A 17,392-nucleotide genomic window follows, 5' to 3' on the forward strand; every position below is an offset into this window, starting at 1 on the left:
CCCGGGGGGCAGCGGGCGAAGCACGCGTGGGGGCCTCATGTCACAGCGGGCGGTGCGCGTCGCGGTCGGGCGCGCGGCGCTGCGGCGCCAGCAGCAGCACGCTGGCCACCGGCCACAACACGGCCTCGAACACCGGGGCCAGCAGCACCGGCCAGCCCGGCCACATGCCGCCCACGATCATGCGCACGATCAGCGCCAGCGCGTGCGCGCCCACGAACAGCGGCAGCACCTGCACGGCCTGCGCGCCCAGCGGGAACCAGGTCAGCCGCCGATGCAGCGTGATCGCACCGAAGCTCAGGCCGCTGTAGGCCAGCGCGTGCTGGCCGAGCAACGCACCGTCGTGCACGTCCATGGCCAAGCCGAAGACGAAGGCCCACAGCACGCCCACCCGGCGCGGCTGGTGCACACCCCAGAACACCAGCACCACGGCCAGCACATCGGGCATGCCAGCCAGGCGGCCCGTGGGCACCATGTCGATCATCATGGCCACCACCAGCGTGAGGCCGATGAACCAGGGGTTGGCCGGCAGCAGCAGCTGATCGGCGGCGCGCGGCATGATCATGGCGCGCTCCTTTCCGGCCGCGCGCCGGGCCGCCCCAAGCAAGGCCGGGCCCCCACGGGGGGCCGCTGCGCAGCAGCGGGGGGCAGACAGCTCAGCATGATCATGGCGTGGCTCCCGACGCCTTGGCGGCGGCCTTTTCAGCGGCTTTGGCGGCGCGCTCTTCCTTCTTGGCCGCGCGCACGGCGGCCTTGGCTGCAGCCGCCGAGGCGGCTTCTGCGGCTGCGGCGGCCTCGGCCTCCTTCTTGGCCGCGAGATGCCGGTCGTGCGGCAACAGCACCAACACGTGGCGGGCACTGTCCGGTTGGGCGATGGGGGCCAGCAGCACCTGCGCGAAGCTGGAATCACCACGGCGCTCCACCACGGCCACCTTGGCCACGGGCAGGCCCGGCGGGTACACGCCGTCCAGGCCGGAGGTGGTCATGAGGTCGCCCACCTTGATGTCGGCGTTGGCGGCCAGGAAGCGCAGTTCCATGCCAGCGCCATCCGATCGGCCGGCGGCGGCGTTGCGCATCTGGGTGCGGGCGTTGAGCAGCGGAATGGCGGCGTCCTTGTCGGTCAGCAGCGTCACTTCGCTGGACAGCGGGTACACGCGCGTCACCTGGCCCAGCACGCCGGCTTCATTGATGACGGGCGAGCCCGCCACCACGCCCTGCGTGGCGCCGCGGTCGATCACGACGCGCCGCGAGAACGGGTCCGGGGCCTCGAACAGCACCTCGGCCGGCACGGAAGGCACCGCCAGCGACGGTTGCAGGCCCAGCAGCTTGCGCAGCCGCTCGTTCTCGGCCTGCAAGGCTTCGGCGCGCGACAGGCGCTCGGCCTGCTGCGCCAACTGGCGCTTGGCCTGGTCTTCCGCCTGCATGGCCCGCTGCGTGCCGCGCAGGTAGTCGCCCGCGGTGTCCCACGCGTCCACGGGCGTCAGCAGTAGGCGTTGCACCGGGTGCAGCACCAGCGCCAGCGCGGCGCGGGCGGGCTGCATCAGCTGAAAGCGGGCGTCGGCCACCATCAGCAGCAGCGCCAGCGCCGAGCACAGCGCGAGCTTGGTCAGCGCCGACGGACCTTGGCGGAAGAACGGCGGGGGAGAGCGATCCAGGGTGCCGAGCGGCATGGCTTGCTGCGCGGCCCGAAGCCGCTACTCTGGGGTCACTCGGAGGTGAAGATGCTGCCCAGGCGCTCCATGCGCTCCAGGGCCATGCCGCAGCCGCGAACGACGCAGGTCAGCGGGTCTTCGGCCACCAGCACCGGCAGGCCGGTTTCTTCGCCCAGCAGGCGGTCCAGGTCGCGCAGCAGGGCGCCGCCGCCGGTCAGCATCATGCCGCGCTCGGCGATGTCGGCGCCCAGTTCCGGCGGCGTTTGCTCCAGCGCGTTCTTCACGGCGGAGACGATCTGATTGAGCGGGTCGGTCAGGGCTTCCAGGATCTCGTTGGACGAGATCGTGAAGCTGCGCGGCACACCTTCGGACAGGTTGCGGCCCTTGACTTCCATTTCCTTGACCTCGGAGCCCGGGAAGGCGCTGCCGATGTTCTTCTTGATGGCTTCAGCCGTGGGCTCGCCGATCAACATGCCGTAGTTGCGGCGGATGTAGTTGATGATGGCTTCGTCGAACTTGTCGCCGCCCACGCGCACCGAGCCCTTGTAGACCATGCCGCCCAGCGAGATGACGCCGACTTCCGTCGTGCCGCCGCCGATGTCCACCACCATGGAGCCCGAGGCCTCAGCCACCGGGAGGCCCGCGCCGATGGCGGCGGCCATGGGTTCCTCGATCAGGTAGACCTCGGAAGCACCGGCACCGAGGGCCGATTCACGGATGGCACGGCGCTCGACCTGGGTGGAACCGCAGGGCACGCAGATGATGATGCGCGGCGACGGCTTGAAGGTCTTGCTGTCGTGGACCATCTTGATGAATTGCTTGAGCATCTGCTCGGTCACCGTGAAGTCCGCGATCACGCCGTCCTTCATGGGGCGGATGGCTTCGATGTTGCCGGGCACCTTGCCCAGCATGGCCTTGGCCTCGCGGCCGACGGCCTGGATGGTCTTCTTGCCGTTGGGGCCGCCTTCGTGGCGGATGGACACCACCGAGGGCTCGTCGAGCACGATGCCCTTGCCGCGCACGTAAATCAGGGTGTTGGCGGTGCCGAGGTCGATGGCCAGGTCGGTGGAGAAATAGCGGCGCAGGGAGGCGAACATGGTGTGGCGCGGGGAGCCTCGCCGACGGGGCGCGGCTTGAAATCGGGGGTCTGAATAAGCGACGAGGCCGCCCGGGCTGCGACGAAATTCATCGCGAATCGGGCAGCCTCGAGGGCTTGCAAGATGGGCGGCGATAATAACCGATCACCCTGTTTTTGAGCCCGCCAGCACTAGGTTTCTGGCGCATGGCTTACATCTAAAAACCCTCATGAGCCTCACCCCTGACGACGTGAGCCGCATCGCCAATCTGGCACGGCTGGAATTGCAGCCGGCCGAGTCGGACGCGCTGCTGGGCAACCTCAACGACTTTTTCAAGATCGTGGACCAGATGAGCGCCGTGGACACGGCCGGCATTGAGCCGCTGTACACGCCGCTGTCGGCCATCCAGCAGGTGCAACTGCGTCTGCGCGAGGACGCCGTCACCGAGAGCAACCAGCGCGAGTTGAACCAGCGCAGCGCCCCGGCCGTCGAGGACGGCCTCTTCCTCGTTCCCAAGGTCATCGAATGAAGCCCGTTCACGACATGGGCGTGGCCGAGCTGGCCGCCGCCCTGAAATCCCGCGCGCTGTCCAGCCGCGAAGCCACCCAGGCCCTGTTGGACCGCGTGGCCGCGCAAGACGCCCAGCTGGGCGCCTTCCTGCATGTGGACGCGGACGGCGCCCTGGCCCGTGCAGCGGCCGCCGATGCGGCCCTGGCTGCCGGCACCGCAGGTGCCCTGACCGGCGTGCCCGTGGCGCACAAGGACATCTACGTCACGGCCGACATGCCGACGACCGCTGGCTCCAAGATGCTGGCCGGCTACCGCAGCCCGTTCGACGCGACCGTGGTGGCGCGCCTGAACGCCGCCGGCACGGTGAGCCTGGGCAAGCTCAACTGCGACGAATTCGCGATGGGCTCGGCCAACGAGAACAGCGCCTACTTCCCGTCCCACAACCCCTGGGACTTGAGCCGCGTGCCCGGAGGTTCGTCCGGCGGCTCGGCCGTGGCTGTGGCTGCGCGCCTGGTGCCGGGCGTGACCGGCACCGACACCGGCGGCTCCATCCGCCAGCCGGCCAGCTTCACCGGCATCACCGGCATCAAGCCCACCTACGGCGTGTGCAGCCGCTACGGGATGATCGCCTTCGCGTCCAGCTTGGACCAAGCCGGCCCGATGGCCCGCTCGGCCGAGGACTGCGCGCTGCTGCTGTCGGCCATGAGCGGCTTTGACGAACGCGACGCCACCAGCGTCAACCAGCCCCCGCAGGACTTCCACGCCCAGATGCTGGCCGCCCGTGAAGGCGCGGCTGCCGGCAAGCCGCTGGCGGGCCTGCGCATCGGCCTGCCGCGCGAGTTCTTCCCCGCGGGGTTGTCGGTTGATGTGAACGCCGCAGTGCGCGCGGGTCTGGCCGAGCTGGAGAAGCTGGGCGCCACGCTGGTGGACGTCAGCCTGCCCCGCACCGAGCTGGCGATTCCGGTGTACTACATCATTGCTCCGGCCGAGGCGAGCTCCAACCTGAGTCGCTTCGATGGCGTCAAGTTCGGCCATCGTGCGGCAAAGTACGACGATCTGCTGGATATGTACAAGAAGACCCGCGCCGAAGGCTTCGGTGCGGAGGTCAAGCGCCGGATCATGATCGGCACCTACGTGCTGAGCCACGGCTACTACGACGCCTACTACCTTCAGGCTCAGAAGCTGCGCCGCATGATTGCGGACGACTTCCAGCAGGCCTTTGCCCAGTGCGACGTCATCGCCGGCCCGGTGGCCCCGACCGTCGCCTGGAAGCACGGCGAGGGCAAGGACGACCCGACCCAGGCCTACCTGGCCGACATCTTCACGCTGCCCGGCTCGCTCGCCGGCCTGCCCGGCATGAGCGTGCCGGTGGGCACGGGCGCCGGCGGCATGCCCGTCGGCCTGCAGCTGATCGGCAACTACTTCAAGGAAGGGCAGCTGCTGCACACCGCGCATGCCCTGCAGCAAGCCACCGACTGGCACCGCGCCGCGCCTTCGGGACTCTGATCATGCCCACGACACCCAAACTCATCCGCGGCTACGAAGTCGTCATCGGCCTCGAAAACCACGTCCAGCTCTCCACGCAGAGCAAGATCTTCAGCGGCAGCTCCACCGCCTTCGGTGCCGAGCCCAACACCCAGGCCTCGCCGGTGGACCTGGCCCTGCCCGGCACACTGCCGGTGCTCAACCGCGCGGCGGTCGAGCGGGCCATCCGCTTCGGTCTGGCGGTGGGGGCCAAGGTGGCGCCGCTGTCCATCTTCGCCCGCAAGAACTACTTCTACCCCGACCTGCCCAAGGGCTACCAGATCAGCCAGTTCGAGATCCCGGTGGTGCAGGGCGGCGCGGTGGAGTTCTTCGTCGGTGATGTGAAGCACAAGGTCAACCTGACCCGCGCCCACCTGGAAGAAGACGCGGGCAAGAGCCTGCACGAGGACTACCAGGGCCAGTCGGGCATCGACCTGAACCGCGCGGGCACGCCGCTGCTGGAGATCGTGTCCGAGCCCGACATGCGCTCGGCGCAAGAGGCGGCCGAGTACGCCAAGACCCTGCACGCGCTCGTCATGTGGTTGGGCATCTGCGACGGCAACATGCAGGAAGGCTCGTTCCGCTGCGACGTGAACGTGTCGGTGCGCAAGCCCGGCGAGCCCTTTGGCACGCGCCGTGAGATCAAGAACCTCAACAGCTTCCGCTTCCTCGTCGACGCGGTGAACTACGAGGTCAACTGGCAGATCGACGAAATCGAAGACGGCCGCAAGATCAGCCAAGCGACCGTGCTCTACAACCCGGACACCGGCGAGACCCGCGCGATGCGCAGCAAGGAAGACTCGGCCGACTACCGCTACTTCCCCGACCCCGACCTGCCGCCGCTGGTCATCGCGCCGGAGTGGGTGGAGCGCGTGAAGGGCGAGATGCCGGAACTGCCGTCGGTGATGGCGGCGCGCTTCGAGAGCGCGGACGGCCTGCCGGCCTATGACGCGACCATGATGACCCAGAGCCTGGCCACGGCTCGCTACTACGAGGCCGCCAAGGCCGCGGGCGCGACACCGAAGCTGGTGGCGAACTGGGTGATGGGCGAAATCAGCAAGCGGCTGAACGCCTCGGGCGCCGAGATCGATGCCGCACCGGTCGGCCCGGCGCTGCTGGCAAAACTGATCGCTCGCATCTCGGACGGCACGATCTCGAACAACGCCGCCAAGCAGGTGTTCGAGGCGCTGTGGAGCGGCGAGTCGACGGACGTCGACGCGGTCATCGAAGCCAAGGGCCTCAAGCAGGTCAGCGACACCGGCGCCATCGAGGCCATCCTCGACGAGGTGCTGGCGGCCAACCAGAAATCGGTCGACGAGTACCGCGCCGGCAAGGACAAGGCGTTCAACGCGCTGGTCGGTCAGGCCATGAAGGCCACCAAGGGCAAGGCCAACCCGGCGCTCGTGAACGAGCTGTTGAAGAAGAAGCTGGGCTGAGGCGGCAGGCGGCGGGCGCCGCCTGCGGTCACTTCGATGCGGCCTTGGACGGCGCCGGTGCCGGCGCCTTCTCCGGCAGGCTCAACGGCGGCAGGGTGCCCGGCGCGGTGCCGGCCCACAGCTTGCGCAGCCGGGCCAGTTCCAGGTCGTAGCCCTTGTTGATGCGCACCAACTCGGCCTTCTGGTTTTCGATCAACACCTGTTGGGCTTCCACGCTGGCGTCGTTGGCGTCCAGCAGTTGCTTGAGCTTGCCCGGCAGCGGCTTGCCTTTGTAGAACTCCGCTTCGTCTTGCAGCGGCTTGCGCTCGGCCATCAAGTCCTTGATGCGGCGCTCGGACAGGCGCATCGCCTTGTTGGCGTCGTCCAGCGCGGCATTGCGGGCGCGTTGGTGGGCGGCTTCGTTCGGGTAGCGCAGCACCAGCGCGCGGTCGCGGCGGATGGCGTCTTGCTGGGCCATGCGATCAGCCGCGGCCTGGCGCTCGGCGGCTTCCTTGGCGGCGCGCTCTTCCGGGCTCAAGAAGGGCGGCAGGGTGCTGCGCTGCGAGCCGTCGGCATTGAGCACCCGCTGTTCGCGGGCGGTGCATTCCAGGATGGGTCGGTCGCTGGTGAGCTTGCGGCCGTCGGGTGTGGTGCAGGTGTAGATGCCTTTGCTGGGCGCGGCTTCCTGTGCCAGGACGGCAGTGCCCCCCGACGCAACAGCCACGGCGATCAGCAAGCGGCGCATCCGGCCCTCAGACGCCGTAGCGCTCGCGGTAGGCCAGCACCGCGGGACGGTGTGCGGCCAGTTCCGGCGCGTCGTTCAGGTAGGCCAGCAGGTCGGCCAGGCCGGCCACGGCCACCACGGGCAGGCCGTAGCGCTGCTGCACCTGCTGCACGGCCGAGTGGGCGCTGTCCACGCCGCCCTCGGCGGCTTTTTCCTGCCGGTCCAGCGCGATGGAGACGCCGCACGGCGTGGCACCGGCCGCCTCGATCATCTGGATGGACTCGCGCACCGAGGTGCCGGCGGAGATGACGTCGTCGATGATGAGCACGCGGCCCTTCACCGGTGCGCCCACCAGCGTGCCGCCTTCGCCGTGGTCCTTGGCTTCCTTGCGGTTGTAGGCGAAGGGCACGTTGTGCCCGCGCCGCGCCAGTTCCATCGACACCGCCGCAGCCAGCGTGATGCCCTTGTAGGCCGGGCCGAAGATCATGTCGAACTGCAGGCCCGAGGCGATCAGGCGTTCGGCATAAAAGCCCGCCAGCTTGCCCAGCTTGGCACCGTCGTCGAACAGGCCGGCGTTGAAGAAGTAGGGGCTCAGCCGCCCGGCCTTGGTCTTGAACTCCCCGAATCGCAGCACGCCGGCTTCCACGGCAAAGGCGACGAAGGACTGGGCAAGGGTGTCAAGGGCAGCAGCGGCGGACATGTAAAAGATTCTAGAGGTCACAAAAAGCGGCCCGACCCCCCAGAAGGGGCCGGGCCGGCAGGGGGTTTCACCGAGGGGCGCGGCGCCCCCAGTGCCCGATCAGAACGAGGCCTTGAACTGCACGCCGTAGCTGCGCGGCTCGTTGACGATGCCGGTCAGGTTGTCAAAGTCGATCGCGGCGATGACCTGGCGGTGGTTGGTGATGTTGCGCGAGTAGGCCGCCACTTCGTACTTGCCGTTGGCCCAGCCGTAGCCCACGCGCAGGCCGCCTTCCAGGGCCGACTTGGCTTTGTATTCCACGGCTTCGTACAGGAACATGTTGTACTTGTCCTTGTAGGCCCAGTCGGTCAGCACGGTCAGTTCGCCGTCGCCGATCTCGGTGCTGTACTTCAGCGTCCAGTTCCACACCACCTTCGGTGCGCGCGGCAGCGGGTTGCCGTCGATGCTGACCGTGCCGGCCAGCTTGCCGGCCGGGTCCAGCACCGTGCAGCCCGTGTTGGGCGTCAGGAATTGGAAGTTGGCGTTGCCGCAGGGCTGGATGAAGAGGTTGCCGTCCTTAATCTTCGTGTCGTTGTACGAGAAGCCCAAGGTGGTGCGCCAGTCGCGGGCGATGATGGCCTGCGCGTCGATCTCGAAGCCCTGGCCTTCGGCCTTGGCGGCGTTGACCAGGCGGTTCTGGTTGGTGGAGCCCGAGCCGGCGGTCAGCTGCAGGTCCTTCACGCGGTACTTGAACAGCGTGCCGGTGATGCGGGCGGTGTTGTCCAGCAGGTCAGCCTTGAAGCCGGCTTCCACCGACAGGTTCTTCTCGGAGTTGGCGATCGAGATGCTGTCGCCGAACAGCACGCGGCCCTGGATGGACGGTGCGCGGTAGCCGGTGGCCACGCGGGCGAACAGGCTGGTGGACTTGTCCAGGTTGTAGTTCGCGCCCAGGTCCCAGCTCCAGTTGGTGGACTTGGGGTTGGCGTAGAACGGGCCAATGATGTCGACGTTCTTGGCCTTGCCCGGCGTCCAGGTGCGCACGGCGTCGAAGTCCTTCTTGTCGTCGGTGTAGCGCAGGCCGGCGGTCAGCTTCAGGTCGGGCGAGACGGCGTACTTCACGTTGCCGAACGCGGCCCAGGACTTGGCGTTCTGGTGCTGCACGGCGTAGCCGTTCTGCGGGTCACCCGAGGCGAAGCTGTCGAAGTTGAAGCTGTCCACTTGCAGCTTCTCATTGAAGTAGTACACGCCCAAGATCCACTGCATCGCTGCGGCGGTGTTGGACTGCAGGCGGAACTCTTGCGTCGTCTGGCGCAGGTAGGGGATGCCGTCGGCCGTTTGTGCGTCGAACGGGATGACCGACGGGTAGGGCGTGGTGGAGCCGGCGGGGGTGTACTTCGGGCCGTCGGCGATGCCGCAGAAGCGGCAGCCGAAACCGCCGTCGACGTCGCCGCGGCTGTAGAACTTGGCGCGGTCGTGGGCGGTGATGGAGTACAGCGACATGCCGTCCAGGTCCCAACGCAGGCGGGCGCTGACTTCGCTGGACTTCAGGGTCTGCGAGTTGTAGCCGTCGGTGGGGTAGTAGGCGTCGTCGTAGCCGTCCACCAGGTCGTTGGTGCCGCGCTTGATGATGTTGGCGCGGAAGGTGGTGGCCGTGCCGCTGAAGTCGCGGGCCTGAACCTTGAACAGGCCTTCGAAGTTGCCGTTCTTGTACAGCGCCTGCATGCGCAGGGCCTTGTCGTTGTAGCCCTCGAGGTCGGCCGTGCCGCCGGCGGTGGCGGCAATCGGGTTGTGCACGCGGTTGCTCTGGCGCTGGCTCAGGCCGGCCACGCGCAGTTGCAGGTCGCTGTCCACCGGCACGTTCACGGCGGCTTCCAGGTTCACGGCGCTCCAGCGGCCGAAGCCGACGTTGGCGTAGCCTTCCAGGCGCTTGGTGGGCTTGGCCGAGTCGAACTTCATGACGCCGGCGGGCGAGTTGCGGCCGAACAGCGTGCCTTGCGGGCCGCGCAGCAGTTCGACTTGTGCCATGTCAAAGACCGGGAAGCCCTTGAGCGCCACACTCTCTTGCACCACGTCGTCGTAGACGAGGCCGACGGGCTGCGAGGCGTTCAGGTCGAAGTCGGTGTTGCCCAGGCCGCGCACGTAAAAGCGCGGGAAGGTCCGGCCGAAGTCGGATTCGATGTTCAGGCTGGGCACCTTGCCCGAGATGGCGCGGATGTCCTGGCCGCTGGCGTTGTAGGTGTCCAGTTCTTCCGACTTGATGGCGGAGATGGACAGCGGCACCTCCTTGAGGTTCTCAGCGCGGCGGCTGCCGGTCACGATGACCGCTTCCAGCTGGCTCACGTCCTTCTTGGCTTCCGGGGCGGTCGTGGTTTGGGCGACGGCCGCTTGCATCGGGAAGGCGGCGATCAGCGCCAGCGCGAGCACGGTCGGGGAGATGCGGGGTGTCTGCATGAAGAATCCTCGGGGTGACGGGGTTTTGGGGCAGGCGGGACAAAAAAATGGGCGTTTCAAAACGCCTCTGATTCCTACGGAATCGTAAAGATCACATGACGGTTTCGTGATGAAACTCTCACCCGGTGTTGTGCAATTGCTGCACTGCGATACTCCCGCCGCCTCAGTTCTCCGCCCCTCGCGCCGCCCCAGCCATGCGTTTCATCACCGCCAACCTCAACGGCGTGCGCTCTGCCGCCAGCAAAGGCTTTTTCGACTGGCTGGACCGCCAGGGCGCCGACGCCGTGGGCGTGCAGGAGCTCAAGGCGCAGGCCGACGTGGTGGAGGCCCAGTTCCGCAGCTGCGGCTCCTTGAATGGCCAGTTCCACTACGCCGAGAAAAAGGGCTACTCCGGCGTGGGCCTCTACCTGCGGGATTGCCCGAGCGATGTGATCGTGGGCTTTGACGGCGGCGAGTTCGACGGCGAAGGCCGCTGGGTGGAAGCCCGCTTCGACAAGCCCGGCCGCAAGCTCAGCCTCATCAGCTGCTACTTCCCCAGCGGCTCCTCGGGTGAAGACCGCCAGCAGGCCAAGTTCCGCTTCCTGGACGCGATGCACCCGCACCTCATGGCCCTGAAAGCCGAGCGCGAGTTCATCCTGGTGGCCGACGTCAACATCGCCCACCGCGAGGCCGACCTGAAAAACTGGCGCAGCAACCAGAAAAACAGCGGTTTCCTGCCCGAAGAGCGGGCCTGGATGACCCGGCTGCTGGGTTCCGAGAAAGATCAAGGCGGTTTGGTGGACGTCTACCGCCACCTGCAGCCCGACACCACCGACACCTGCTACACGTGGTGGAGCAACCGTGGCCAGGCCTACGCCAACAACGTGGGCTGGCGGCTGGACTACCACCTGGCCACGCCCGGCCTGGCGGCGCTGGCGAAAAAGGAAGCGATTTACAAGGGCGAGAAGTTCAGCGACCACGCGCCGCTGGCCATCGATTACGACTTCCAGCTCTGACCGAGCCACCCCCGGTCGGCGGGGCTGACGAAGGTCATTTCGGGCTTACCCGGCCCCGGGCGGCCGGCCCCTGCCTGGAAAATCCCGCCCTTCGCGCGCGGACCACCGTCCGCCGTCTTACCGGGAACGAAACACGTGACTACCCCTTCCACCGCGACCCACCCGGCCGCGTCTGGCGCCGCCGGCCTGCCGTCGGGCACGCCCATCCTGGGCCAGCCCAACCAGCTCTTCGTCCTCTTCTTCACCGAGATGTGGGAGCGGTTCTCCTACTACGGCATGCGGGCGCTGCTCGTGCTGTTCCTCATCACCGAGGCCGCCAAGGGCGGCTGGGGCTGGACCCGTGCGGACGCCTCCAACCTCTACGGCTGGTACACCGGCCTCGTCTACCTCACGCCCATCCTGGGCGGCTACATCGCTGACCGCATCCTCGGCACGCGTCGCTCGGTGCTGCTGGGCGGCTTCATCATCGCGGCCGGTCACATCGCGCTGTTCCTGGACACGGTGCCGAGCTTCTACGCCGGCCTGGGCCTGGTGGTGCTGGGCACGGGCCTCTTCAAGCCCAACATCTCGGCCATCGTGGGCCAGCTGTACGGTGAAGACAACGAAGGCCAGCGCGACGGCGGCTACACGCTGTTCTACATGGGCGTGAATGCCGGCGCGTTCTTCGGCATCTCGCTGTGCGGCTACATCGGCGAGAAGATCTCCTGGAACCTGGGCTTCGGCCTGGCGGGCGTGTTCATGATCCTGGGCGCGATCCAGTTCTACCTGAGCCAAGGCCTGTTCGGCACCATCGGTGACAAGGTGGACGCCGCCAAGAAGGCCGTGCAAGCCGCGCAAGACGACACGCCCGCCCATGTGGTGGCCGACCGCCTGAAGGCGATCTTCGTGTTCTCGTTCTTCACGATCTTCTTCTGGTTCGCCTTCGAGCAAGCGGGTGGCTCCATGACCATCTTCGCGGCCGACTACACCGACCGCACGCTCGCCGGCACCGCCGGTTTCGCGTTCAAGGTGGTCAACACCGCCATGACGCTGGTGCCCGCCAGCATCCTGACCTGGCTGCTGTTCAAGCTCTACCGCTCCACCGGTGGGCAATACCTGCTGGCCAATGTGTCGCTGGCGGCGGCCTTCGCCATCATCTGGGGCCTGTGCCTGTGGATGCTGGGCCGCGAGTTCGCGATGGACCAAAGCGAAGTGCCCGCCACCTGGTTCGGCGTGCTGAACAGCTTCTTCATCGTGGTGCTGGCGCCCATGTTCTCCAAGATGTGGGAGAAGCACTGGAACCCTTCCGGCCCGATCAAGTTCGGCGTGGGCCTCGTGCTGCTGGGTCTGGGCTTTGCCGTGCTGTCCTACGGCTCGGCCGGCATCCCGCAGGGCGCCAAGACGGCGCAGGTCAGCATGATCTTCCTGACGCTGGCCTACCTGTTCCACACCATGGGCGAGCTGTGCCTGTCGCCCGTGGGCCTGAGCTACATCTCCAAGCTGGCGCCCACCCGCCTGCTGGGCTTGATGTTCGGCGTGTGGTTCCTGAACACCGCAATCGCCAACAAGATCGCCGGCTCCACCGGTGCCTACATCGACCACATCTCCAATGCGTACTCGATGTCGGCCTTCTTCCTGATCTTCACCATCATCCCCATCGCCGCCGGTGTGGTGCTGATGCTGCTGAGCCCACTGATGAAGAAGTGGATGCACGGCGTGCACTGAGCCGAGTGAAACCTGCGCCGGACGATGGACGGCGCATATCGGCTCGAAAATTGAGTTTCAATGGTTTCCCCTTGAAACAGTTCAATGCAGGGCGCAGGGTTTCCCTGGTCAGTGAATTCGAGATTTGCCGATAAATTAACAAATGCCAGCCAGTTTTGGCTGGCATTTGTCATTTGAGGGAATGCACGAAGAATCACGTGGAAAGCCAGCGAGCCTCGTCGGTGCAGATTTGTTGGCGACCGTGGCCATGGCGAAGCCGATGGCTTGATTTTTTTGAGTGCGGACTGTCTGATTGAATCTAAAAGGCTTGTTTCTGCATTTGCACGCCTTGCTTTGCTGAGTTGAAAGGTTTGATCAGTTTGCGGCCGCCTGGCTTAGCGGCTGCGTTTTGGGGGGGGTTATGAAAATAAGTTTAGCCTTCGTTGCTTGCGCGTTTGCAATTTCCTCAGTCGGGGCGTCGACTTGCAAATTCCGGTGTGAAGAGGTTTTTGGCAAGGGCGATTCGCGTTGCGAAAATATATGTAAGGATTTTGTCGACGTGCCGCGCAAAGGGGCCAAGGCTCGCGCTGCGAGTCCCGCTGCAAAAGCGTCGGGCGACACTGCGCCGGACGTTCAAATTGCGCCGCAGCCAACCGCACCCGCCTCCGCTGCTTCAGCCGCCTCAGCTTCAGCATCGAGCAGTGCGCAGCAGTCCGATTGAATAGTGTCGATTGGAAAGCCTCAGATATTCAAGTTGTCGATATCTGTGCGAGTGGGCGTTCAGGCGTTTGGGTTTGGCAGGGTGTGCTCGATTTTGGGTGCGGAACTGCAGTTGCGCTGGCTTGGGGAGGCGGCGGTCAACGTCGTGTTGGTGGGGGCAAGTTCATGCCGATTCCTCAAGAAATCCAGGGATTGGTTTTGCGTCTCTGGATTGACCATGATTTGCAACCAGGGGCATCGGTCAAACCGGCGCCATGGGGCGGTAGGCTCTTGCGGCGGGGCAAACAAAGGGTGGGATAACACTCATGCTTGGACGTGCAAACGCCATGACCTGCGGAAAAGCCCGTGCTTCTGGTTTTGGGTGGTGAGCCGGCATTTGTCATGACAGCGCTTTGGCGATGGGTATGGGGCTGCCCGGTCATGCCTTCAGCGGGCTTTGCCAGGATGGGATCGGTGCGGGGGCTCTTGTTGACTGTGGGTGTCGCGTCGGCGGGCGCCGCCGGCGGCGTTCCTGCGGAATCGGGCAACGACCCCCGGGGGCCGGAGCGAGTGGAGGTCACCGGACAGGCCGCGCCAGCTGCAGCGCGCGCGGTGATGGCCGGCAAGTTGGTGCTGGGGCGCACGGTGCTGGATGGCGCCCATGTCAGCACACTGCGTGACGTGCTGAGGCGCGATCCGGCGGTGTCGGTGTCGGCCTCGGGGCGTATCGGTCTGCTCGGGTTGCCCGGCTACACGCAAGTGTTGCTGGACGGGCTGCCGCCCCCGGACGGCCTGGACCCTCTGGAACTGCCCCCTTCCCAGGTGGAGCGCATCGAGATCATTCGAGGCACTGTGGCCGAGACCGGGTTGGCCGGCATTGCGGGCACCATCAACGTGGTGCGGCGCAGCCTGAAGCGGAGCCTGCCGTGGCAATGGAGCGGCGAACTGTCGGGGCCCTCCGCGCAGCGCACGGCGCGGATGGGGCTGCAGGGCACGTGGCGTGATGAAGCCGCGGGGCACGCTGCCGGGCTCACCCTCAATGCCTGGCGCACGCACTCGGAGTTGGCCACTGACAGCAATGGGGCTGTGTTGGCGCCAACAGGGGTGGATGCGTGGCGGTCGTCGACCACCAACACCGCGTTGCACACGCAAGTGGCGCTGTCGCCCAGCGTGCGGTTGACGTTGGCCGAGGGCGAGTCGTTGCAACTGTCCGCCGATTTCTCCAGCGGCAGCTCGGGCAACGTGCAAGACACGGATCTCACGCCCGGAAGTGATGTGGGTGCTCGGCAACCGCAGCAAAGTCGGTACCGCTGGAATTGGCGAACGTCGCCGAGTTCGACGGGCACGCTGGAGTGGGAGCGGCGGCTTGAGGACGGTGCCGTCTGGAGCGCGCGCGGGCAGGTGGCCCGAATGAATGAAAGCATGGAGGTGACGGGCAGCGCGCAATGGGCCGGCGGGGCGATGCAAGTGCTGGCCAATCGAGATGACCGTCAGCGAGCGTCGAGCCAGTGGCGCCTGGTGCGTCGCGGGGGGGCGCGTGATGGCCACGTCCTGCAATGGGGCGCCGAACTGCGTCACGAGCGGCTGACGCAGCGGCGCGGCCTCGATGTGGAAGGTGCGAGCTCGTACATCGATGCGCTTTTCACCACACAGGCGGTCAGCCGCAATCTGGATCGCAGCGTGTGGGTGGAGGACGACTGGGCATGGAGCGACGAGCTCCAACTGAAGCTCGGATTGAGATACGAGCAGCGTGTCCACCGGCTCGCCGAGGGCGTGGCTCGCCATGAGGTGTCGTTGGGCATGTGGGCGCCAACTGTGCAAGCTGCGTGGAGCTTCGGGGATGACGGGGAGCACACCCTGACCTTGGGGCTGTCGCGTGGGTTCAACATGCCACTGGCGATGGTGCTGAGTCCGCGCCCTGTGCTCGACCCCACCGCTGAATGCCGCAGTCAGCTCAGCTGTGGCACCAATCGGCCTCAGGCGCCCGACCGTGCCGGCAACCCGTTCCTGCAACCCGAACGGTCTTGGGGAATCGATCTGAACTGGGACGCCAGCCTGGGCGAACACAGCTCGGCCTCGTTGGGCGTGGGCTGGCGGTGGTTGAGTGCCGTGCGTGTTCAAACGACGGCGCTGGAATCGGTCCTGTGGTCGACGGAACCTCGATGGGTGGAACGGCCCACCAATGGCGGGCGCGCTCAGTCTCGCGCCGTGACGCTGGGGTTCAGCCTTGCTCCCGCTGACTGGTGGGTGAACGCTCCCAGCTCACTGGAGTTCACCGGGAGTCTGCAATGGGCGGGTTCGCGGGTCAGTGCAGTGGCCGGCCCGTACAACCGGCTCCCCGAACAATCGCCTTGGGCGGCGCGTTGGGGCAGCAAGGTCCGGGTTGGCGCATGGCCGTTGGAGTGGCATGTGGACGGAGCCCTTCACCCGGCCTATCAATGGCAGGACGCCATGGGCATGCTTCGTCGGCAAGGGACCAAGCGCACCTGGTCAACCTCGGCCACCTGGACGTTCGATGCGGTCACTCAGCTGACGCTCCAAGTGTCACCGCTGCTGAATGACCGTCACACGATGCACGCGATCTGGCAGCCAACGGGCGAACAGTGGCAGCAGCGCAGCCAGGTGCGGCCGGTGTTCAGTCTGAGCTGGACCGCCCAGTTGTAGAGGGGCGTGCGGCGCGCGAAGCGTTTTTGTTCACAGATCCGCGCCGTTGACAAGTTGACAAGGCTTGTCAGCAGCCCGGCCGGGCTTTCCGGGCGGAGGGGCCTCAGCGGGGGGTGAACTGCTTACAGTCGCCCGCTTGCATTCGGAGCCCCTCATGATGAAGACCCGCCTGGCGCTGCGCCTCACGCCACTTTTCGCCGCTGTTTTGCTCGCCGCCTGTGGCCAGCAGCAGGGGGGCCCGGGGGGGCATGCGGGTGGGCCGCCGCCGGTGTCGGTGGCACCTGCCACGCAGCGGGAGGTGCAGGAGTTCGACGAATTCACCGCCCGCCTGGAGGCGCCGGACACCGTGGAGGTGCGCGCCCGCGTGGCCGGCACGGTGGAAGCGGTGCGCTTCAAGGAAGGCCAGGTCGTGAAGAAGGGCGAGCCGCTCTTCACGCTGGACGCCCGCGCGTTCAAGGCTGACGTCGCCCGTGCCGAAGCCCAGGCCGCCGCCGCCAAGACGCAGGCGGAACTTGCCAAGGCCGAGCTGGCGCGGGCGGAGAAGCTGGTGAGCGCCAACGCCGTCAGCGTGCAGGAGATCGACCAGCTGCGCGCCGCGCTGCGCAGCACCGAGTCCAACCAGAAGGCTGCGGAGGCCGCGCTGGTGCAGGCCCGCCTGAACGTGGAGTACGCGAACGTGACCGCGCCGGTCAGCGGCCGCACCTCGCGCGCCAACGTCACGCCCGGCAACCTGGTGGGCGTGGGCGACCCGGTGCTGACCACGCTGGTGTCCAGCGACAAGGTCTACGCCTACTTTGACGCGAGCGAGGCCACCTACCTGAAGTACATGCGCGCGGCCAAGCCGGCAGCGACGGCGGTGCAGATGGGCCTGTCCAACGAGACGGGCTTCCCGCACGCCGGCAAGCTGGACTTCGTGGACAACCGCCTCAACCCCGCTACCGCCACCATCCGCGCCCGTGCGGTGTTCGACAACAAGGGCGGCGCGTTCACGCCGGGTTTGTCGGCCCGCATCAAGCTGGGCGGCGGCAGTGCCTACACCGGCGTGGTGGTGCCGGACCGCGCCATCACGACGGACCAGACGCACAAGATCGTGCTCGTCGTCGGTGCCAACAACATCGTGCAGCCCCGGCCGGTCACGCCGGGCGCGCTGATCGACGGCATGCGCGTGGTGGACGGCCTCAAGGCCGGCGAGTTGGTCATCGTGGACGGCCTGCTGCGCGCCTTCCCCGGTGCACCCGTCACGCCCCAGGTGCTGAAGGTGGATGCCAACGGCATGCCCATCCCCGTCGCGCCCGCGCCTGCCGCCTCGAAGTAAGCCCAAGG

Annotated in this window: 13 protein-coding genes; 7 read left to right on the forward strand and 6 right to left on the reverse strand. The window is 66.8% G+C overall.

Translation table 11 applies throughout. The annotated features are described in order from the left end of the window. Nucleotides 1–40 precede the first annotated feature (40 nt). From mreD to ACG01O_RS11840, 3 genes are all read right to left on the reverse strand, one after another. Nucleotides 41–562: a rod shape-determining protein MreD gene (gene mreD / locus ACG01O_RS11830; protein ID WP_394384762.1), complete on the reverse strand. Its 522-nt coding sequence runs from the start codon at nucleotides 560–562 to the stop codon at nucleotides 41–43. Between the two features lie 100 nt (nucleotides 563–662). After that, a complete protein-coding gene (gene mreC / locus ACG01O_RS11835; RefSeq protein ID WP_394384764.1) occupies nucleotides 663–1,667 on the reverse strand; it encodes a rod shape-determining protein MreC in 1,005 nt (334 codons plus the stop codon). Nucleotides 1,668–1,702: 35 nt separating this feature from the next. Continuing rightward, nucleotides 1,703–2,746, reverse strand: a complete 1,044-nt coding sequence (locus tag ACG01O_RS11840; protein ID WP_056191483.1) for a rod shape-determining protein — start codon at nucleotides 2,744–2,746, stop codon at nucleotides 1,703–1,705. A 208-nt stretch (nucleotides 2,747–2,954) separates the two neighbouring features. Here ACG01O_RS11840 and gatC point away from each other — a divergent pair, with 208 nt between their 5' ends. The 3 genes from gatC to gatB are packed head-to-tail and all read left to right on the forward strand — an operon-like array spanning nucleotide 2,955 to nucleotide 6,195. Next, entirely contained in the window at nucleotides 2,955–3,254 is a 300-nt protein-coding gene (gatC, locus tag ACG01O_RS11845; RefSeq protein WP_394384767.1) for an Asp-tRNA(Asn)/Glu-tRNA(Gln) amidotransferase subunit GatC, read from the forward strand. Then, complete coding sequence (gatA, locus tag ACG01O_RS11850; RefSeq protein ID WP_394384768.1) at nucleotides 3,251–4,741, forward strand: Asp-tRNA(Asn)/Glu-tRNA(Gln) amidotransferase subunit GatA; 1,491 nt, start codon at nucleotides 3,251–3,253, stop codon at nucleotides 4,739–4,741. Before gatC ends, gatA begins: the two co-directional genes overlap by 4 nt. A 2-nt stretch (nucleotides 4,742–4,743) precedes the next feature. Continuing rightward, nucleotides 4,744–6,195: an Asp-tRNA(Asn)/Glu-tRNA(Gln) amidotransferase subunit GatB gene (gatB, locus tag ACG01O_RS11855; protein WP_394384770.1), complete on the forward strand. Its 1,452-nt coding sequence runs from the start codon at nucleotides 4,744–4,746 to the stop codon at nucleotides 6,193–6,195. 28 nt (nucleotides 6,196–6,223) lie between these two features. On the opposite strand, the gene ACG01O_RS11860 is transcribed toward gatB, so the two are convergent. The 3 genes from ACG01O_RS11860 to ACG01O_RS11870 all read right to left on the reverse strand — a co-directional run bounded on the left by ACG01O_RS11860 (nucleotide 6,224) and on the right by ACG01O_RS11870 (nucleotide 10,028). Next, entirely contained in the window at nucleotides 6,224–6,919 is a 696-nt protein-coding gene (locus ACG01O_RS11860) for a hypothetical protein (RefSeq protein WP_394384772.1), read from the reverse strand. A gap of 7 nt (nucleotides 6,920–6,926) precedes the next feature. Further along, on the reverse strand, nucleotides 6,927–7,598 hold the full coding sequence (gene pyrE / locus ACG01O_RS11865) for an orotate phosphoribosyltransferase (protein WP_394384774.1): 672 nt from the start codon (nucleotides 7,596–7,598) through the stop codon (nucleotides 6,927–6,929). Nucleotides 7,599–7,697: 99 nt separating this feature from the next. Then, nucleotides 7,698–10,028, reverse strand: coding sequence for a TonB-dependent receptor (locus ACG01O_RS11870; protein WP_394384775.1), 2,331 nt, complete (start codon nucleotides 10,026–10,028; stop codon nucleotides 7,698–7,700). A 194-nt stretch (nucleotides 10,029–10,222) separates the two neighbouring features. Here ACG01O_RS11870 and ACG01O_RS11875 point away from each other — a divergent pair, with 194 nt between their 5' ends. From ACG01O_RS11875 to ACG01O_RS11890, 4 genes are all read left to right on the forward strand, one after another. Next, complete coding sequence (locus ACG01O_RS11875; RefSeq protein ID WP_394384776.1) at nucleotides 10,223–11,023, forward strand: exodeoxyribonuclease III; 801 nt, start codon at nucleotides 10,223–10,225, stop codon at nucleotides 11,021–11,023. 135 nt (nucleotides 11,024–11,158) lie between these two features. Beyond that, nucleotides 11,159–12,727 carry a peptide MFS transporter gene (locus ACG01O_RS11880; protein WP_394384778.1) on the forward strand — a complete coding sequence of 523 codons (1,569 nt, stop codon included), beginning with the start codon at nucleotides 11,159–11,161 and terminating at the stop codon, nucleotides 12,725–12,727. 1,044 nt (nucleotides 12,728–13,771) lie between these two features. Further along, nucleotides 13,772–16,069, forward strand: coding sequence for a TonB-dependent receptor plug domain-containing protein (locus tag ACG01O_RS11885; RefSeq protein WP_394384780.1), 2,298 nt, complete (start codon nucleotides 13,772–13,774; stop codon nucleotides 16,067–16,069). Nucleotides 16,070–16,223: 154 nt separating this feature from the next. Beyond that, entirely contained in the window at nucleotides 16,224–17,384 is a 1,161-nt protein-coding gene (locus tag ACG01O_RS11890) for an efflux RND transporter periplasmic adaptor subunit (protein ID WP_394384782.1), read from the forward strand. Nucleotides 17,385–17,392: the final 8 nt, after the last annotated feature.

The organism is Pelomonas baiyunensis (assembly GCF_043555935.1).
Classification (GTDB): Bacteria; Pseudomonadota; Gammaproteobacteria; order Burkholderiales; family Burkholderiaceae_C; genus Pelomonas; species Pelomonas baiyunensis.

Bases quoted from the DNA above. Each gene is read 5' to 3' on its own strand.
- mreD (WP_394384762.1), bottom strand. From the start codon at position 562: ATGATCATGCCGCGCGCCGCCGATCAGCTGCTGCTGCCGGCCAACCCC.
- mreC (WP_394384764.1), bottom strand. From the start codon at position 1,667: ATGCCGCTCGGCACCCTGGATCGCTCTCCCCCGCCGTTCTTCCGCCAA.
- ACG01O_RS11840 (WP_056191483.1), bottom strand. From the start codon at position 2,746: ATGTTCGCCTCCCTGCGCCGCTATTTCTCCACCGACCTGGCCATCGAC.
- gatC (WP_394384767.1), top strand. From the start codon at position 2,955: ATGAGCCTCACCCCTGACGACGTGAGCCGCATCGCCAATCTGGCACGG.
- gatA (WP_394384768.1), top strand. From the start codon at position 3,251: ATGAAGCCCGTTCACGACATGGGCGTGGCCGAGCTGGCCGCCGCCCTG.
- gatB (WP_394384770.1), top strand. From the start codon at position 4,744: ATGCCCACGACACCCAAACTCATCCGCGGCTACGAAGTCGTCATCGGC.
- ACG01O_RS11860 (WP_394384772.1), bottom strand. From the start codon at position 6,919: ATGCGCCGCTTGCTGATCGCCGTGGCTGTTGCGTCGGGGGGCACTGCC.
- pyrE (WP_394384774.1), bottom strand. From the start codon at position 7,598: ATGTCCGCCGCTGCTGCCCTTGACACCCTTGCCCAGTCCTTCGTCGCC.
- ACG01O_RS11870 (WP_394384775.1), bottom strand. From the start codon at position 10,028: ATGCAGACACCCCGCATCTCCCCGACCGTGCTCGCGCTGGCGCTGATC.
- ACG01O_RS11875 (WP_394384776.1), top strand. From the start codon at position 10,223: ATGCGTTTCATCACCGCCAACCTCAACGGCGTGCGCTCTGCCGCCAGC.
- ACG01O_RS11890 (WP_394384782.1), top strand. From the start codon at position 16,224: ATGATGAAGACCCGCCTGGCGCTGCGCCTCACGCCACTTTTCGCCGCT.